The 16,617-nt window shown below is 61.1% G+C and carries 17 protein-coding genes; 8 read left to right on the top strand and 9 right to left on the bottom strand.

Translation table 11 applies throughout. The features are described from left to right. Positions 1–32 precede the first annotated feature (32 nt). Positions 33–323, bottom strand: a complete 291-nt coding sequence (locus AC3WP7_RS26460; protein ID WP_025859400.1) for a DUF3077 domain-containing protein — start codon at positions 321–323, stop codon at positions 33–35. Positions 324–639: 316 nt separating this feature from the next. After that, positions 640–1,587 carry a LysR family transcriptional regulator gene (locus AC3WP7_RS26455; protein ID WP_092249456.1) on the bottom strand — a complete coding sequence of 316 codons (948 nt, stop codon included), beginning with the start codon at positions 1,585–1,587 and terminating at the stop codon, positions 640–642. 129 nt (positions 1,588–1,716) lie between these two features. Between AC3WP7_RS26455 and AC3WP7_RS26450 the strand changes: the two genes are divergently transcribed. After that, positions 1,717–3,234 carry a CoA-acylating methylmalonate-semialdehyde dehydrogenase gene (locus AC3WP7_RS26450; RefSeq protein ID WP_102592543.1) on the top strand — a complete coding sequence of 506 codons (1,518 nt, stop codon included), beginning with the start codon at positions 1,717–1,719 and terminating at the stop codon, positions 3,232–3,234. 15 nt (positions 3,235–3,249) lie between these two features. Beyond that, positions 3,250–4,137 (top strand): 3-hydroxyisobutyrate dehydrogenase, encoded by an 888-nt coding sequence (gene mmsB, locus AC3WP7_RS26445; RefSeq protein WP_102592544.1) that lies wholly within the window; start codon positions 3,250–3,252, stop codon positions 4,135–4,137. Between the two features lie 48 nt (positions 4,138–4,185). Here mmsB and AC3WP7_RS26440 read toward each other — a convergent pair whose 3' ends face one another. Then, positions 4,186–4,530 (bottom strand): cupin domain-containing protein, encoded by a 345-nt coding sequence (locus AC3WP7_RS26440; RefSeq protein ID WP_010206533.1) that lies wholly within the window; start codon positions 4,528–4,530, stop codon positions 4,186–4,188. Between the two features lie 375 nt (positions 4,531–4,905). Here AC3WP7_RS26440 and kynB point away from each other — a divergent pair, with 375 nt between their 5' ends. Then, the gene (gene kynB / locus AC3WP7_RS26435) at positions 4,906–5,556 is read left to right on the top strand and encodes an arylformamidase (protein WP_093513843.1); all 651 of its coding nucleotides are present in this window, start codon (positions 4,906–4,908) and stop codon (positions 5,554–5,556) included. Further along, entirely contained in the window at positions 5,553–6,410 is an 858-nt protein-coding gene (kynA, locus tag AC3WP7_RS26430) for a tryptophan 2,3-dioxygenase (RefSeq protein WP_102592545.1), read from the top strand. The genes kynB and kynA overlap by 4 nt, the downstream gene beginning before the upstream one ends. A 97-nt stretch (positions 6,411–6,507) precedes the next feature. Here the strand turns inward: kynA and AC3WP7_RS26425 are convergent, their stop codons facing one another. The 4 genes from AC3WP7_RS26425 to antA all read right to left on the bottom strand — a co-directional run bounded on the left by AC3WP7_RS26425 (position 6,508) and on the right by antA (position 11,089). Continuing rightward, on the bottom strand, positions 6,508–7,911 hold the full coding sequence (locus AC3WP7_RS26425; protein WP_071489153.1) for an amino acid permease: 1,404 nt from the start codon (positions 7,909–7,911) through the stop codon (positions 6,508–6,510). A gap of 71 nt (positions 7,912–7,982) precedes the next feature. Next, the gene (gene antC / locus AC3WP7_RS26420; protein WP_102592546.1) at positions 7,983–8,990 is read right to left on the bottom strand and encodes an anthranilate 1,2-dioxygenase electron transfer component AntC; all 1,008 of its coding nucleotides are present in this window, start codon (positions 8,988–8,990) and stop codon (positions 7,983–7,985) included. 216 nt (positions 8,991–9,206) lie between these two features. Continuing rightward, positions 9,207–9,698 carry an anthranilate 1,2-dioxygenase small subunit gene (antB, locus tag AC3WP7_RS26415; protein ID WP_092249435.1) on the bottom strand — a complete coding sequence of 164 codons (492 nt, stop codon included), beginning with the start codon at positions 9,696–9,698 and terminating at the stop codon, positions 9,207–9,209. Beyond that, positions 9,698–11,089, bottom strand: a complete 1,392-nt coding sequence (gene antA, locus AC3WP7_RS26410; RefSeq protein ID WP_102592547.1) for an anthranilate 1,2-dioxygenase large subunit — start codon at positions 11,087–11,089, stop codon at positions 9,698–9,700. Before antA ends, antB begins: the two co-directional genes overlap by 1 nt. Positions 11,090–11,401: 312 nt before the next feature. Between antA and AC3WP7_RS26405 the strand changes: the two genes are divergently transcribed. Continuing rightward, entirely contained in the window at positions 11,402–12,382 is a 981-nt protein-coding gene (locus tag AC3WP7_RS26405) for an AraC family transcriptional regulator (protein ID WP_071489157.1), read from the top strand. 132 nt (positions 12,383–12,514) lie between these two features. Here AC3WP7_RS26405 and AC3WP7_RS26400 read toward each other — a convergent pair whose 3' ends face one another. Next, positions 12,515–13,390, bottom strand: coding sequence for a LysR family transcriptional regulator (locus AC3WP7_RS26400; RefSeq protein WP_102592548.1), 876 nt, complete (start codon positions 13,388–13,390; stop codon positions 12,515–12,517). A 114-nt stretch (positions 13,391–13,504) separates the two neighbouring features. Between AC3WP7_RS26400 and AC3WP7_RS26395 the strand changes: the two genes are divergently transcribed. The 3 genes from AC3WP7_RS26395 to catA are packed head-to-tail and all read left to right on the top strand — an operon-like array spanning position 13,505 to position 15,906. Continuing rightward, a complete protein-coding gene (locus AC3WP7_RS26395) occupies positions 13,505–14,632 on the top strand; it encodes a muconate cycloisomerase family protein (RefSeq protein ID WP_093513846.1) in 1,128 nt (375 codons plus the stop codon). 12 nt (positions 14,633–14,644) lie between these two features. Continuing rightward, entirely contained in the window at positions 14,645–14,935 is a 291-nt protein-coding gene (gene catC, locus AC3WP7_RS26390; RefSeq protein ID WP_071489159.1) for a muconolactone Delta-isomerase, read from the top strand. Between the two features lie 41 nt (positions 14,936–14,976). After that, a complete protein-coding gene (gene catA / locus AC3WP7_RS26385) occupies positions 14,977–15,906 on the top strand; it encodes a catechol 1,2-dioxygenase (RefSeq protein ID WP_102592549.1) in 930 nt (309 codons plus the stop codon). 122 nt (positions 15,907–16,028) lie between these two features. Here catA and AC3WP7_RS26380 read toward each other — a convergent pair whose 3' ends face one another. Further along, positions 16,029–16,502, bottom strand: coding sequence for an Lrp/AsnC family transcriptional regulator (locus AC3WP7_RS26380; protein ID WP_003176072.1), 474 nt, complete (start codon positions 16,500–16,502; stop codon positions 16,029–16,031). Positions 16,503–16,617: the final 115 nt, after the last annotated feature.

Here is a 16,617-nt window from a genome sequence, read left to right as displayed (position 1 = left end):
CAGGGCTCCTCCCGCATTCGAGCGGTGTTCGCTTAACGGCCCGGTGTCATCGCTTGCGTGAGGTCATCGACCACGGCTTTGCCCATCTCACACAGGTAATGCGCGGCCCACGCGTATTGCTCGCCGCGTACATCCATGGCGGCTTCCATCGCGAGTTTCTTGGAGTAGAACAGCAGGGTGGAGGCGTGCTCCAGCGCTTCCTCAATGGGCATGCCGGCGTTGACGCGGAACAGGGGTTTTTCGTTTTCGCCGTAGTCGCCGAAGGTGACGACGCCGAGGGTGGTGATGGAGGAGAGCGGTGGATCGGGGACGATTTTAGTCATGATCCATACCTGGGAGTTTAGGGAGCCACCCACTCATGTCGCTAAACATGAAAGGGTGGCAGCTGTACGCAGGTTAGCGAACCGGACCCAGGACCCGGCAGACCCGAAGGTCTCCTACGCACAGCCGCCATAACACGACAACGACAAGCATGAAGCGCTTGACGTTGGAGGCTGTGTCCGGGTTCGGGTCGCTAAACCCGATCGCTGATGAGCAGCGAAGTCAGGAGGCTAGTGACCCAAACGGTAAGGCGCAATGGGGGTAGAGAGTCTCTAGGAAACGTCCTGCAAATTAAAGCGAATCGTCGTTGATGGCCCTTTAATCCGCGAACCTGATCTCCCTGGTCTCCCCCATCAACAGCCCCTGATTCTGCTCCGTCACCTCCCTGATGTAGTCCCACAACAACGTAATCCGCTTCAACTTCCTCAGATCCTCCCGGCAATACATCCAGAACTGGCGAGTGATGGAAATCTGCTCCCCCAGCACCGGTAACAACCGTGGATCCTGCGCCGCCAAAAAACACGGCAGTATCGCCATCGACCGCCCTTGCTGCGCCGCGACGTACTGCGCGATCACACTGGTGCTGCGCAAACTGGCGCTGGCGCCGGGCACTACGTTTGCCAGGTACAGCAGCTCCGAGCTGAACGCCAAGTCATCCACATAGCTGATAAACGGATGCTCGGCCAAGTCCACTGGTTTGCGGATCGGCGGGTGTTGATCGAGGTATTCCTGGGTCGCGTACAGCTGCAATTTGTAGTCGCACAGTTTGCAGCACACATACGGCCCGTGTTCCGGGCGTTCCAGGGCGATGACGATGTCGGCTTCGCGTTTGGACAGGCTGATGAAGTGCGGCAGGGGCAGGATGTCTACCGAGATGGCCGGGTAGGTGTCGATGAAGTGACTCAGTTGCGGGGTGACGAAGAAGCTGCCGAACCCTTCGGTGCAGCCCATGCGCACGTGGCCGGACAACGCCACGCCGGAGCCGGAGACTTGTTCGCAGGCCATGTGCAGGGTGCTTTCGATGGACTCGGCATAGCCCAGCAAACGCTGGCCCTCGCTGGTGAGTACGAAGCCGTTGGTCCGGGATTTTTCGAACAGCAGGGTGCCGAGGGACACTTCCAGCGAACTGATGCGCCGCGACACGGTGGTGTAGTCCACCGCCAGGCGCTTGGCGGCCACGCTGGCCTTGCGGGTGCGGGCCACTTCGAGGAAAAACTTCAGGTCATCCCAGTTCAGGGAGCCCAGGGACGTGATGTTTTTTTGCATATTGGTCCGGCTTTTATGTGCGTTCTTATTAGAGATTTGCACATCTATACTCCAAAAACAGTCCGAACGCCTCATTTCCCAAGGCGGTTACGCGCCTTGTCTCTGCATAAATATAAGATTGGAGACCACATGAACGCATCTGCCGATATTTCCGTGCAACAGGTCAAGTTGCTGATCAACGGCGAGTGGGTCGAGTCCAAGACCACCGAGTGGCAAGACATCGTCAACCCGGCCACCCAAGAGGTGCTGGCCAAAGTCCCGTTCGCAACTGCCGATGAAGTCAACGCTGCCATCGATGCTGCCCACCGCGCCTTCCAGACCTGGAAGCTGACGCCGATCGGCGCGCGCATGCGCATCATGCTCAAGCTGCAAGCCTTGATCCGCGAACATTCCAAGCGCATCGCCGTGGTCCTCAGCAACGAGCAGGGCAAGACCATTGCCGATGCCGAAGGCGATATTTTCCGTGGCCTGGAAGTGGTGGAACACGCCTGCTCCATCGGCACCCTGCAAATGGGCGAGTTTGCTGAAAACGTCGCTGGTGGCGTCGACACCTACACCCTGCGCCAACCCATCGGCGTGTGCGCCGGTATCACCCCGTTCAACTTCCCGGCGATGATCCCGCTGTGGATGTTCCCGATGGCCATTGCCTGCGGTAACACCTTCGTCCTCAAGCCCTCCGAGCAGGACCCGCTGTCGACCATGCTGCTCGTCGAGCTGGCGCTGGAAGCTGGCGTGCCGGCTGGCGTGCTCAACGTGGTGCACGGCGGCAAGGACGTGGTGGATGCACTGTGCACCCACAAAGACATCAAGGCTGTGTCCTTCGTGGGCTCGACCGCCGTGGGCACTCACGTCTACGACTTGGCCGGCAAACATGGCAAGCGCGTGCAGTCGATGATGGGCGCCAAGAACCACGCCGTGGTGCTGCCGGATGCCAACCGTGAACACACCCTCAATGCCCTGGTCGGCGCCGGTTTCGGTGCGGCGGGTCAGCGTTGCATGGCGACCTCGGTGGTGCTGCTGGTGGGCGCGTCCAAGCAATGGCTGCCGGACCTGAAAGCGCTGGCGCAAAAGCTCAAGGTCAATGCGGGGAGCGAAGCCGGCACCGATGTCGGCCCGGTGATTTCCAAGCGTGCCAAGGCACGCATTCTGGAGCTGATCGAAAGCGGCGTGAAAGAAGGCGCCAAGCTGGAGCTGGACGGTCGCGACATCAAGGTGCCGGGCTTCGAGCAAGGCAACTTTGTCGGCCCGACGCTGTTCTCGGGCGTGACCACCGACATGCAGATCTATACCCAGGAAATCTTCGGCCCGGTGCTGGTGGTGCTGGAAGTGGCGACCCTCGATGAGGCCATCGCCCTGGTCAACGCCAACCCGTTCGGCAACGGCACTGGCCTGTTCACCCAGAGCGGCGCGGCGGCGCGCAAGTTCCAGAGCGAAATCGATGTAGGCCAGGTCGGCATCAACATCCCGATCCCGGTGCCGGTGCCGTTCTTCAGCTTCACCGGTTCCCGTGGTTCCAAGCTTGGCGACCTCGGCCCATATGGCAAGCAAGTGGTGCAGTTCTACACCCAGACCAAGACCGTCACCAGCCGCTGGTTCGACGACGACTCGGTCAACGATGGCGTCAACACCACCATCAACCTGCGCTGATTCCGGGAGACGACCATGAAGATTGCATTTATCGGCTTGGGCAACATGGGCGCCCCCATGGCCCGCAACCTGATCAACGCCGGCCACGCGCTGAACCTGTTTGACCTGAACCAGGCGGTGCTCAAGGAACTGGCCGAGCTGGGTGGCACCATCAGCGATTCGCCGCGTGATGCGGCCACCGGCGCTGAGCTGGTGATCACCATGCTGCCCGCCGCCGCCCATGTGCGCAGCGTCTGGCTGAATGAAGACGGTGTACTTGCCGGCATCGGCAAAGGCGTACCGGCGGTGGATTGCAGCACCATTGACCCGCAGACCATCCGCGACGTAGCGGCTGTGGCGGCCGAACAAGGTGTGGCCGTAGCCGACGCCCCGGTCTCCGGCGGCACGGGCGGCGCCGCAGCCGGGACGCTGACCTTCATGGTCGGCGCCACCCCGGAACTGTTCGCCACCCTGCAACCGGTTCTGGCGCAGATGGGCCGCAACATCGTGCACTGCGGTGAGGTGGGCACGGGGCAAATCGCCAAGATCTGCAACAACTTGTTGTTGGGGATCAGCATGGTCGGCGTCAGCGAAGCCATGGCGCTGGGCGACGCGTTGGGCATCGACACCCAGGTGCTGGCCGGCATCATCAACAGCTCAACCGGACGTTGCTGGAGTTCCGATACCTACAACCCGTGGCCGGGTGTGATTGAAACCGCGCCGTCGTCCCGTGGTTATACCGGTGGGTTTGGTGCTGACCTGATGCTCAAGGACCTGGGCCTGGCTACTGAGGCTGCACGTCAGGCCAAGCAACCCGTGATTCTGGGCGCTGTGGCCCAGCAGTTGTACCAATCGATGAGCCAGCGTGGGGAAGGGGGCAAGGACTTCTCGGCGATCATCAATAGCTATCGCAAGCCCAAGTAGGGGCGGTTCCGGGAGCCTGCTAATAGTGGGCTCCCGGGTTTTTGCGGCTCAAGCAAACACAAAATATTTACGCACCGTCTCGACCACTTCCCACGTCCCCTTCATCCCCGGTTCCACCACGAAGATATCCCCAGCTCGCAAGTGAATCGGCTCCAGGCCTTCCGGCGTGATGATGCAGTAGCCTTCCTGGAAGTGGCAGTATTCCCACTTCACGTAGTCCACGTACCACTTGCCCGGGGTGCAGATCCAGGTGCCCATGATCTTGCTGCCGTCTTCGCTGGTGTAGGCGTTGAGGTTGACGGTGTGCGGGTCGCCTTCGAGTTTTTCCCATTTGCACGCGTCCAGGACCGGCAGGGGATGAGTGTCGCGCAGTACGGTGATGGGCTTGGACATGATGACTCCGAGGAAGGGAATGGAAGGATGCACCCTAAGGCCTAGGGCGTTGCGTCAGTGGTCTGAACTCGACATCGGGATGCCCAGAAGCGCAGCGGTGTGATGATCCGGAAATTACCGCGAACCCCTGTGGGAGCCGGGCTTGCCCGCGATAGCGGAGTGTCAGGCTATGAAGATGCAAGCAGTGCCACCGTCATCGCGGGCAAGCCCGGCTCCCACAGGGCACGGTGACGCATCCGGACGATATATTTGTGCGATTTCTCGTCCGTTCTTCGCAGTAAGTGCGAAAGATTTCCCGCTTCACGCCAGAATTCGCAAGAAAATTCGCAGCCGGCCCTCGTATCATTCACCCCAGTAACCGCCGAGAGCCTTGAAATGAACCCAATAAAAACGTGGTGGGATATCAGCCCGCCCTTGAGTACGGCGACCCCGACCTGGCCGGGGGATACGCCGTTCCAGGAAGAGCGCGTGTGGCAGTTGGGCCCGGAGTGTCCAGTGAATGTCGGACGCATTACCTTGTCGCCGCACACCGGCGCCCACGTGGATGCGCCGCTGCATTACAGCGCGGACGGCGTGGCCATTGGTGAGGTGTCGTTGGATGTGTACATGGGGCCTTGCCGCGTGCTGCATTGCCTGGACAGCGGTGCGCTTATACAGCCGCACCAACTTCAAGGCCGTGTGGATAACTTGCCGGAGCGCGTGTTACTGCGTACTTATCCACAAGCGCCGCTGACCGAATGGGATTCGAATTTCACCGCCATCGCCCCGCATACCATCGAGCTGCTCGCCAGCCTCGGAGTGCGCTTGATCGGCATCGATACGCCCTCGCTGGACCCGCAGCAGTCCAAGACCATGGATTCCCACAACGCCGTGGCGCGCCATGGCATGGCGATTCTCGAAGGCATCGTGCTCGATGACGTCCCCGAGGGCGATTACGAACTGATCGCCCTGCCGCTGCGCTTTGCCAACCTCGACGCGAGCCCTGTCCGCGCCATTCTCCGCCCGCTCAAGGAGCCCACGCGATGAGCCAATGTCCCTTCTCTGTTGACTATCAGCCGCCCGAAGAATGGCATAACGCCGAACTGAATTTTTCCGAGTCTATGAGCTACGGCGATTACCTGGACCTGGGCAAAGTCCTCAGCGCCCAGCACCCGCTGTCGCCGGACCACAACGAAATGCTCTTTATCATCCAGCACCAGACCTCGGAGCTGTGGATGAAGCTGATGCTCCACGAACTCAAGGCCGCCCGCGAACATGTACGCCTGGGCGAGCTGCCACCGGCGTTCAAGATGCTGGCGCGGGTGTCGCGGATCTTCGATCAGCTGGTGCACGCCTGGGCCGTGCTGGCGACAATGACGCCGTCGGAATACAAAGCGATCCGCCCGTTCCTGGGGCAGTCGTCGGGGTTCCAGTCATTCCAGTACCGCGAGATCGAATTTATCCTCGGCAATAAAAGCGCGGCGCTGTTGCGGCCCCATGCCCATCGGCCGGAACTGTTGAACGAGTTGAAAGTGGCAATTGCCACGCCGTCGCTGTATGACGAGGCGATCAACCTGATGATCAAGGCGGGCCTGGCGATTGATCCAAAGCGGGCCGAGTGCGACCCGACGGCGGCGACGGTTCACGATGAGTCCGTGGAGGCGGCGTGGCGTGAGGTGTACCGCGACCCGAAGCGTTACTGGGATTTGTATCAGTTGGCCGAGAAGTTTATCGACCTGGAGGATTCGTTCCGTCAGTGGCGTTTCCGCCATGTGACGACGGTGGAGCGGATTATCGGCTTCCAGCCGGGCACGGGTGGCACGGAAGGTGTGGGGTATTTGCGCAAGATGCTCGATACCGTGCTGTTCCCAGAACTGTGGCGAGTACGTTCCACGCTGTAAACAAAATGTGGGAGGGGGCTTGCCCCCGATGGCAGTGTCAGTCAGTACATCGGGTACTGATAGACCGCTATCGGGGGCAAGCCCCCTCCCACAGGCATCACTGCGCGTTGACTATCGCGTGACTTCTGCGAACCCGCAGCCGATAGGCAATGTAGATAATCCCCACCCACACCGGCATCGCATACACCGACTCGCTGATGCCTGGAATCGCCAGCATCACGCTGATGATCATCACCATGAACGCCAGGCACAGGTAGTTGCTGAACGGGAACCAGAAGGTCTTGAACGACGGCGTCAGGCCCTGTTCGCCCATGGCCTTGCGGAACTTGATGTGGGTGATGCTGATCAGCGCCCAGTTGATCATCAGCGAGGCAACCACCAGCGCGAACAGCAACTCCAGGGCGCTCTTCGGTGCGACGTAGTTGACCACCACGCACAGCATCGTCACCAGGGCCGAAATCGCCAGGGCGCGGATCGGCACGCCTTGCTTGTTCAGCTTCATCAGCGACTTGGGCGCATCGCCTTGCTCGGCCAGGCCGAACAGCATGCGGCTGTTGCAGTACACGCCGCTGTTGTACACCGACAGCGCCGCGGTCAGCACCACGAAGTTGAGAATGTGGGCGGCGGTGTCGTTACCGATCAGCGAGAAGATCTGCACGAATGGGCTGCCGCTGTAGGCATCGCCCGACGCGCCGAGGGTTTGCAGCAGTTGGTCCCATGGGTAGAGCGACAACAGCACGGTCAATGCGCCGACGTAGAAAATCAGGATGCGGTACACCACCTGGTTGATCGCTTTCGGGATGACCTTGCGCGGTTCGCTGGCTTCGGCGGCGGTGATGCCCACCAACTCCAGGCCACCGAAGGAGAACATGATGAACGCCATGGACATCAACAGCCCCATGCCGCCATTGGGGAAGAACCCGCCGTGGCTCCACAGGTTGCTCACCGACGCCTGCGGGCCGCCGGTGCCGCTGAACAGCAGGTAGCAACCGAGCACGATCATGCCGACAATCGCCACCACCTTGATGATCGCGAACCAGAACTCGGCTTCACCGAAGAACTTCACGTTGAGGGTGTTGATCAGGTTCACCGCCACGAAGAACACCAGCGCGCTGACCCAGGTCGGGATCTGCGGCCACCAGAACTGGATGTACTTGCCCACCGCCGTCAGTTCGGCCATGCCCACCAGCACGTAGAGTACCCAGTAGTTCCAGCCGGCCAGGAAGCCTGCGTAGCCGCCCCAGTATTTGTGAGCGAAGTGGCTGAAGGAACCGGCCACCGGCTCTTCGACGATCATCTCGCCAAGCTGGCGCATGATCAGGAATGCGATAAAACCGGCAATCGCGTAGCCCAGGATCATCGACGGCCCCGCCGACTTGAGTACCCCGGCCGAGCCGAGGAACAACCCCGTGCCGATCGCCCCTCCCAAGGCGATCAACTGAATGTGCCGGTTCTTCAGGCCACGCTTGAGGCCCACCGGGTTAACCATGTCATCCGCCATTAACATTCCCTTCTACTTGTTTTTCTCAGGGTGGAGTGCACGCCGCATCTACCCCTCAGAAGTGCTGAGGGTCAGATATTACTCTGCGTGAACTTTTCGTAATACAGCTGAACGCCATCAAGTGCCTGATCCGCCAGCCATTGTTGGACGGATTCGACCATTGGAGGGGGGCCGCACAGGTACATATCCGCCGATCTGTCCCGCCATTCGGCCAGGTCGAAATGCTCGGTGAGGTAACCGCGCTTGCCGGGCCATTCGTCCGAGGGCGCGCTGAGCACTTCGGTGTAGCGAAAGTCCGGGATTTTCGCGGCGTAGGCCTGGATGCGCGCCGCTTCGCACAAGTCTTCTGCGCCACGTACGCCGTAGTACAGGTGCACGGGCTGGTCGCAGCCGTTGGCGGCCAGTTCATCGAGCATGCCCAGCAACGCCGATAACCCGGTGCCGCCCGCCACCAGCACCAAGGGTTTGCAGACGTGCCGCAGGTAGAAAGCGCCGAGGGGTGCTTCCATCACCAGTTCATCACCCACCTGGCAACGCTCGCGCAGGTAGTTGCTCATCACCCCATCCGGCAGCAGGCGCACCAGGAATTGCAATTGATTGCCCGGAAGGTTGGCGAAGGAATACGAGCGCCAACTGTCCGTGCCAGGCACCGACAGGCGTGCATATTGGCCCGGCAGGAAATCCAGTGCCTGATCCAACTGCACCTGCAGGATCGCCGTGCTGGCCGACACCTGCTCCACCGCGCTCACGATGCCCTTGACCTGAACCGGCCCCGGCGCATTGCACAGGCTCGAATCAAAGTCGAAGTAGAACGTCGCATCGGACTTCACCCGCGTCTGGCAACTGAGCATCTTGCGCTGTTGCAGGTCGAGGTTGGACAGGGCCTCTTCGTCGACATAATCCTGGCTGTACTCGCCGGATTCGCAACGGCCCTGGCAAGTGCCGCACACGCCTTCACGGCAATCCAGCGGGATCTTGATGCCGTTGCGTAGTGCTGCATCCAGCAGGATTTCATTGGCGCCGACGGGGAAGAACAGCGTCTTGCCGTCGGCAAAACTGAAGGCCACTTTGTGATTCATGTGTTGCTCTCCGCATATTTATAACGTGCGCATAACTTGTGGCGAGCGGGCTTGCCCCGCGTTGGGCTGCGAAGCGGCCCCAATAAGACCACCGCATTTTTCCAGCTGATAACCCGGTGTCTTCCAGAGGGGCCGCTACGCAGCCCAACGCGGGGCAAGCCCGCTCGCCACAACAAGCACTCTCACCACAACAGCATCTCGGTGATTTAGCCGTGGTCAGAGGTGATAGAAATCCAGCACCGAGTTAATGGTGTCGTTGAGCAGCAGCGCATGCTTGCGGGTGATCAACCAGCTGTCGCCTTCCGGTTTGAGGGTATAGGTGGCGTGGCCGTAAAACTGCTCCGACGTGGCCAGGCGATAGAACAGCGTGTGCCAATTCAGTCGCACCTCCAGCGTGCCATCCGCCTGCTCGGCAACGCGCACGTTGTTGATCATGTGCAGCGTGCGCGGCATCGGTGTGGCCGACGCCGCCTTGCCGGTGCGCAAACGGAACACGCGGTCTTCCAGGCCCGAACGGTTCGCGTAGTAGATCAGCGACATTTCGCGCTTGGGGTCGCGGGTGTAGACGTGTTCCGAGTCCCACTGCGGCAAGTGGAACTCACTCTGCGGGTCGAACAACTGCACATAGGCGTCCCAGTCCTGGGCGTCGCACAGCTCGGACTTGCGGTAGAAGAACTGTTCGATGCGGTACTGCAATGGGGCATTCATCATTTCACCTCCCGCAGTTTCAGCGCTTGTTGATCGAGGCCGTTGAGCAGGAACTGCTGCCAGTTGCGGTGCTGGTTCACGTAGAGGCCTTCATGGGTGAGTTCTGTGCCGGTCATGGCCGGCTGGATGCCGATGGCTTCGCTGTTCGGCGTAGGCCCGGTTGCCCAGCGGTGGCTGCCGCGTGAGATGTCGCTCCAGCGTTCAAGCCGGCCTTGGAACCCGCGCTGGGCTTCGCGGAACTCCACCAGGTCATCCGGCGTGCCCATGCCCGACACGTTGAAGAAGTCTTCGAACTGGCGGATGCGGTTCTCGCGATCGGCGTCGGACTCGCCCTTCACCCCCAGGCATTGGCTGATGATCTCGGTCTTGTTCCACGCCACCGGGCGGATGATGCGCAGCTGCGAGCTGATCTGGTCGAGGAAGAACAGGCTCGGGTAGATATTCAGGTTGCGCAGGCGGTGCATCATCCACTCGGCCTTCTGCTGGCCGTGCTCCCGCACCAGGCGCGGCATGATGGTGGCGTAGCCGGAGCGCACGCTGGGGTTGGGCATGTCGCTGAACAGCACACTGTGGCCATTGTGGAAGGCGAACCAGCCGTCATCGGTATTGGCGTCGCCGGCGCCGAGTTTGCTGTAGTCCAGGGTGCTGCCGGCCCCTGTGCCGTTCTCGGTGTTCACCTGCTGGCGATGCTGCACGGTGGCCACGTAGTTGTAGTGCACGGTGCTGACGTGATAACCGTCCAGGCCGTTTTCGTTCTGCAGCTTCCAGTTGCCGTCGTAGGTGTAGGCGGATTTGCCCGGCAGTACTTCCAGTTCGCCGGTGGCGGACTGCGCGACCATCATGTCGAAGAACACTTTGGCGTCGCCGAGGAAATCCTCCAGGCTGTCGCTGCCATTTACGTCCAGGCTGATAAACACAAAGCCCTTGTAGCTCTCGATGCGCGCCTTTTTCAGGCCGCGCGTGGCCTTGTCGAAACCGTCCGGGTATTCCCCCGGCGCCTTGACCTTCACCAGCCGGCCATCGCTCTTGTAGCACCAGGCATGGAACGGGCAGGTGAACGTGGATTGGTTGCCTTTGCCGACCCGCGTCAGCGTGGTGCCGCGGTGCTGGCAGGCGTTGATCAACGCATTGAGGCGGCCTTCGCCATCGCGGGTGATGATCATCGGCTGGCGCCCGGCGCGCAGGGTCACGAAGTCGTGGTTGTTGGCCAGTTCGCTTTCGTGGCAGGCGTAGATCCAGTTCTTTTCGAAGATCAGTTCCATCTCCAGATCGAACAGTTCCGGCTCGGTGAACATGTCGCGGGCGATGCGGAATACTTCATCCACCGGGCGAAAGTCCAGGCAACCTTCGATAAACGTTTTCCACTGCTCGACGCTTCTTGCACCACTCATGGGAGGCACCTTTTTGATAGGGGCTGATCGGTGGTTTATTAGAGGCAGCGCGGCAGGACGCGGGCTATCCGCTTAGTGGGGGAACCTGCGCCGGATAATTGGGCAGCAAATACCCAACCCGGTGCGCAGCGGTGACGGGATGCGCTACTGTCTTGCAGGGCAGTGGTCGCAAAAGCCGGGGTCTTATCCACTTAGTCGACCCTTGCTATCCACCCGCTGGCCATTGCGCCGGCGTGGCGCATTAATTGCTGTCGAACAACAACGACGCGCCGCCAGAGCGCGCAACAGCCTAACCGCCGTGGGTGCACCCTGATGAGCAGCCAAACGATTCAACGCTTCGACCTGGAAGGCGCCCGCAGCTGGATGTCGGGCATTTGCGGGCCCCATCGCCTGGCCACCAATACGCCGGAGCGCCTGCGCTTTCACCACAGCGCCAACGTGTTCAAGTCCCGCGCCACCACCCTGGGGGTGATCGAGTACGGCACCGACGTGACCATCGACATCGAAGACGCCGAGCATTTCAGCAGCTACAGCCTGAGCCTGCCGCTGGTGGGCGAACAGGAGTTGAGCAAGAACGGTGAGCGCCTGAGTTCCAACCGCGACCAGGGCGTGATCATCTCGCCCAATGAGCATCAGGTGCTGGCGATCTCCGGCGATTGCCGAAAGTTGCAGGTGGTGATCACGCGGGCGGCGATGAGTGAATCGCTGGAAGGTTTGCTGCAACGGCCGATTGAGGCGCCGCTGCGCTTTGAGTCGGTGATGGACGCAGTGGACGGCGCTTCGGCGTCGTGGTGGCGCATGGCGCGCTACTTCATCGCCGAGCTTGAGCATGGCAGCGAGTTATACGAGCAGGCCGCTTTTACCCGCGACCTGGAAAGCTCGCTGATCAAGGGCCTGATCCTGGCCCAGCCGAACAACTACTCCGAAGAACTGCGCGATGTCCTGGGCGTGAAACTGCCGCATTATCTGATCCGTGCGCGGCAGTACATCCATGACAACGCTCGGGAAGCGGTGCACCTGGAGGACCTGGAGGCCGCTGCGGGGGTGTCGCGGTTCAAGCTGTTCGATGCCTTTCGCAAATACTTTGCGCTGTCGCCGATGGCCTATTTGAAGAAATACCGGCTGGGCGTCGTGCGCCAGGAAATCCTTGAACACGGCTCTACCCGTACCATCTCTGAGATCGCCCTGGGCTGGGGCTTTACCCACCTGGGGCGGTTTTCGGCGGAGTATCGAAAATTGTTCGACGAGTCCCCTAGCCAAACCCTGCAGCGCAAGCGCCTGCGCAGCCTTTGAATACAATGAAGATCCAAATGTGGGAGCTGGCTTGCCTGCGATAGTGATGTGTCAGTCAGCTGATGTGCCAGCTGACCCACCGCTATCGCAGGCAAGCCAGCTCCCACAGGGGTTTGTAGTGTTTGGGATAAATCAGATGAGCTCTTCCACCAGTTGCAGGCAATGACTGAGCCCTGGCGACTGGTCACTCACCCGTCGGCTGAGGATGATCGGCGACGTCGCCGTGGCCTCCACAACGGGTGTATAGCCGATGTCCGCGCGGTGCAGCACCTGCACCGAGGCGGGCACCAGCGTCACGCCCATGCCGGCGCCGACCAGGCCAATGGCGGTCTGCAACTCGTTGGTCCACTGCGCCACCTTGAGGCTCAAGCCATGGGCGTCGAACAGCGCGATCACATGGTCGGCGTAGCTGGGGCGTGGGTTGCCGGGGTAGAGCACAAAAGGTTCGGCGGCCAGTTGGGCGAGGGTGGCGGGCGCATCGAGCAACGGGTGACCGGCAGGCAGCACGGCGACCAGCCGGTCCTCCACCAGCACGCGCTGGACGATGGCCGGGTCATCGATGCGAATCCGCCCGAACCCCACGTCGATGCGCCCGGCCTTGAGCGCTTCGACCTGCTGCAAAGTGGTCATCTCCGACAGCCCCAACTCCAGCTCCAGCGCCTCATGGGTACGCAATCGGCGGATCAATTCGGGCAGCACGCCGTACAGGGTCGACGGCGCAAAACCGATGCCCAGCCATGTCTTCTCGCCCTGGCCGATACGCCGGGTGTTGTCACAGACCTTGTTCAATTGCTCCAGCAGCACGTTGGCGTGTTCATAAAAAAACCGCCCGGCCTCGGTCAGCCGCAGCGGTCGGCCACGTTCAAGCAAAATGACGCCCAGTTCATCCTCCAATTGCTGGATCTGCCGACTCAATGGCGGCTGGGCGATGTGCAGGCGTTCGGCGGCGCGGGTGAAGTTGAGGGTCTCTCCCAGCACCTGGAAGTAGCGCAGGTGACGCAGTTCCATGACGGCTCCTTTCATACCTTCAGGGTATTGTGCGAGACCCATTCTATATTGGAAGCCTTGAAAAATACGGCACAGAATCGGCTAAAACCTATAAAGAACCCAACGGGTATAGCCATGCCGATTTGCGCCATCGAGTCGATCGACACGATCATCGTCGACCTCCCCACCATTCGCCCGCACAAGCTGGCGATGCACACCCTGCAAAACCAGACCCTGGTGATCATCCGCCTGCGCTGCGCCGACGGTATCGAAGGCATCGGCGAAGCCACTACCATTGGCGGCTTGAGCTATGGCAATGAAAGCCCCGACAGCATCAAGGTCAACATCGACCGCCACTTCGCGCCGCTGCTGATCGGCCAGGACGCCAGTAATATCAACGCTGCCATGTTGCGCCTGGAGCGCAGCATCCGTGGCAACACCTTTGCCAAGTCCGGTATCGAAAGCGCCTTGCTCGACGCTCTCGGCAAACGCCTGCACCTGCCGGTCAGCGAACTGCTCGGCGGGCGTGTGCGCGACGCGCTGCCGGTGGCCTGGACCCTGGCCAGCGGCAACACCGAGCAGGACATTGCCGAGGCCGAAAAGATGCTCGACCTGCGCCGCCACCGCCTCTTCAAGTTGAAGATCGGCGCCGGTGAGGTCAGCCAGGACCTGGCCCATGTGATCGCGATCAAAAAGGCCCTGGGCGACCGCGCCAGCGTGCGCGTCGACGTCAACCAGGCCTGGGACGAAGCGGTGGCACTGCGGGCGTGCCAGGTGCTCGGCGACAACGGCATCGACCTGATCGAACAGCCCATCTCGCGCAATAACCGTGGCGGCATGGCACGGCTCAACCTGTCGAGCCCGGCGCCGATCATGGCGGATGAATCCATCGAGTGCGTCGAGGACGCGTTCAACCTGGCCCGCGAAGGCGCGGCGTCGGTGTTCGCCCTCAAGATCGCCAAGAACGGCGGCCCACGTGCCGTGCTGCGCACCGCCGCGATTGCCGAAGCGGCGGGTATCGGCCTGTACGGCGGCACCATGCTCGAAGGCGGCATCGGCACCCTGGCGTCGGCGCATGCCTTCCTTACGCTGAACAAACTGGCGTGGGGCACCGAGCTGTTCGGCCCGTTGCTGCTTACCGAAGACATCCTCACCGAGCCGCCGGTGTACCGCGACTTCCAGCTGCATATCTCCACCGCACCGGGCCTGGGCCTGGCCATCGATGAAGAGCGCCTGGCGTTCTTGCGTCGTGACAAACACTAAGAGGCGCCTGCCATGTTGTTCCACGTAAAAATGACTGTGAACCTGCCGCTCGACATGAACCCCGAGCGCGCAGCCCGCCTCAAGGCCGATGAAAAGGCCCTGGCGCAGCGCCTGCAACAGGAAGGCAAATGGCGCCACCTGTGGCGCATCGCCGGGCACTACGCCAACTACAGCGTGTTCGATGTCGACAGCGTGCAGGCGCTGCATGACCTGCTGATGCAACTGCCGCTGTTCCCCTATATGGCCATCGAAGTGAACGCCCTGTGCCGGCACCCGTCGTCGATCCATGACGACGACCGCTAGGCCGGTTTCCAGACCAATAACTACAAGATGAGGAATGCACCATGTCCATCCGACTGTCCCAGACTGCCCATGCCCAACAGTTTCTCGAAGAAGCCAGCGGCAACCTCAACGACGCTGGCAACCCGCGCACCAAGGCGCTGATCTACCGGATCCTGCGCGACACCGTGAACATCATCGAAGACCTGGAAGTGACCCCGGAAGAGTTCTGGAAGGCGGTCAACTACCTCAACGAGCTGGGCAAGCACCAGGAAGCCGGATTGCTCGCCGCCGGGCTGGGCCTTGAGCATTACCTGGACTTGCTGATGGACGCTGCCGACGAGGAAGCCGGCAAATCCGGCGGCACGCCGCGCACCATTGAAGGCCCGCTGTATGTGGCCGGGGCGCCGTTGAGCAAGTACGAGGCGCGGCTGGATGATGGCAAGGACGATGCGGTGCCGCTGTTCATGCGCGGGCAGGTGCGCGATACCAACGGCAAACCGCTGGCCGGGGCGATTGTGGACGTGTGGCAGGCCAATACGGGCGGTACTTACTCGTGGTTCGACCCGACGCAATCGGAGTTCAACCTGCGCCGACGCATCGAGACCGATGCCCAGGGCAACTACCGGTTCCGCAGTATCGTGCCGTCGGGCTACGGTTGCCCACCGACCGGGCCGACCCAGCAACTGCTGGATCAGCTCGGGCGCCACGGGCAGCGGCCGGCGCATATCCACTTCTTTATTTCGGCGCCGGGGCACCGGCACCTGACCACGCAGATCAACCTGTCGGATGACCCGTACCTGCATGACGACTTTGCCTATGCGACGCGGGATGAGTTGATCGCCGAGATTCGCTTCAGTGATGACCCGCAACTGGCGCGGGAGTTTGGCGTGGAGGGGCGGTTTGCGCAGATTGATTTTGACTTTGCGTTGCAGGTAGCGGATGCGCCGGTGGAGCAGAAACGCATGCAACGAGTCCGCGCTCTGGAAGATTAAACGCGATTCAAAATGTGGGAGGGGGCTTGCCCCCGATGGCGGCGGTGAAGCCAATATATTAATTGGCTGAACCATTGCTATCGGGGGCAAGCACCCTCCCACAGGGTATTGTGGTGGCGTGGTTATTTGCGTACCACCAAGTCCAGCACCTCATCCCGATCCTTGATCTTCTGCAACACAATCTCCGAACGGATATCCATCACCCCCGCCGTGCGGTTCAGATGGTTCACGATAAAGTCCGAAAAGTGCTTGAGGTTGCGCGCCTGCACCCGCAGCACATAGTTGCTGGCGCCGGTGATCACGTAGGCGCTGGCGACCTCTGGCCAGCCCTGCACCTTCTTGATGAACGTCTCGTGCCAATCCTCCACATCCTGGCGCAACGACAGGTGCACGATGGCCTCCAGCTCAATCCCCAACTGCTCCGCATTCAGCACCGCACGGTAACCGCTGATGATGCCCTCGCTCTCCAGCAGGCGCAGACGGCGCAGGCACGCGGACGGCGACAGCGCGACTTTTTCGGCCAGTTCCTGGTTGCTGATGCGGCCATCCTGCTGCAGGAAATGCAGGAGGCGCAGGTCGGTGGCGTCGAGAATCATGGTTAGAATAAATCCGCGTGTTTGGGGGTTAAATTCGAATTTCCTACAGCTTAATTAGCCTGTTGCCCGCCACTTTGCACGAAAATTCTCTAAAAGTTCGTTCATTATTTGGTCC

The organism is Pseudomonas sp. FW305-3-2-15-C-LB1 (assembly GCF_058787615.1).
This window is presented reverse-complemented; position numbering and strand designations above follow the sequence as displayed.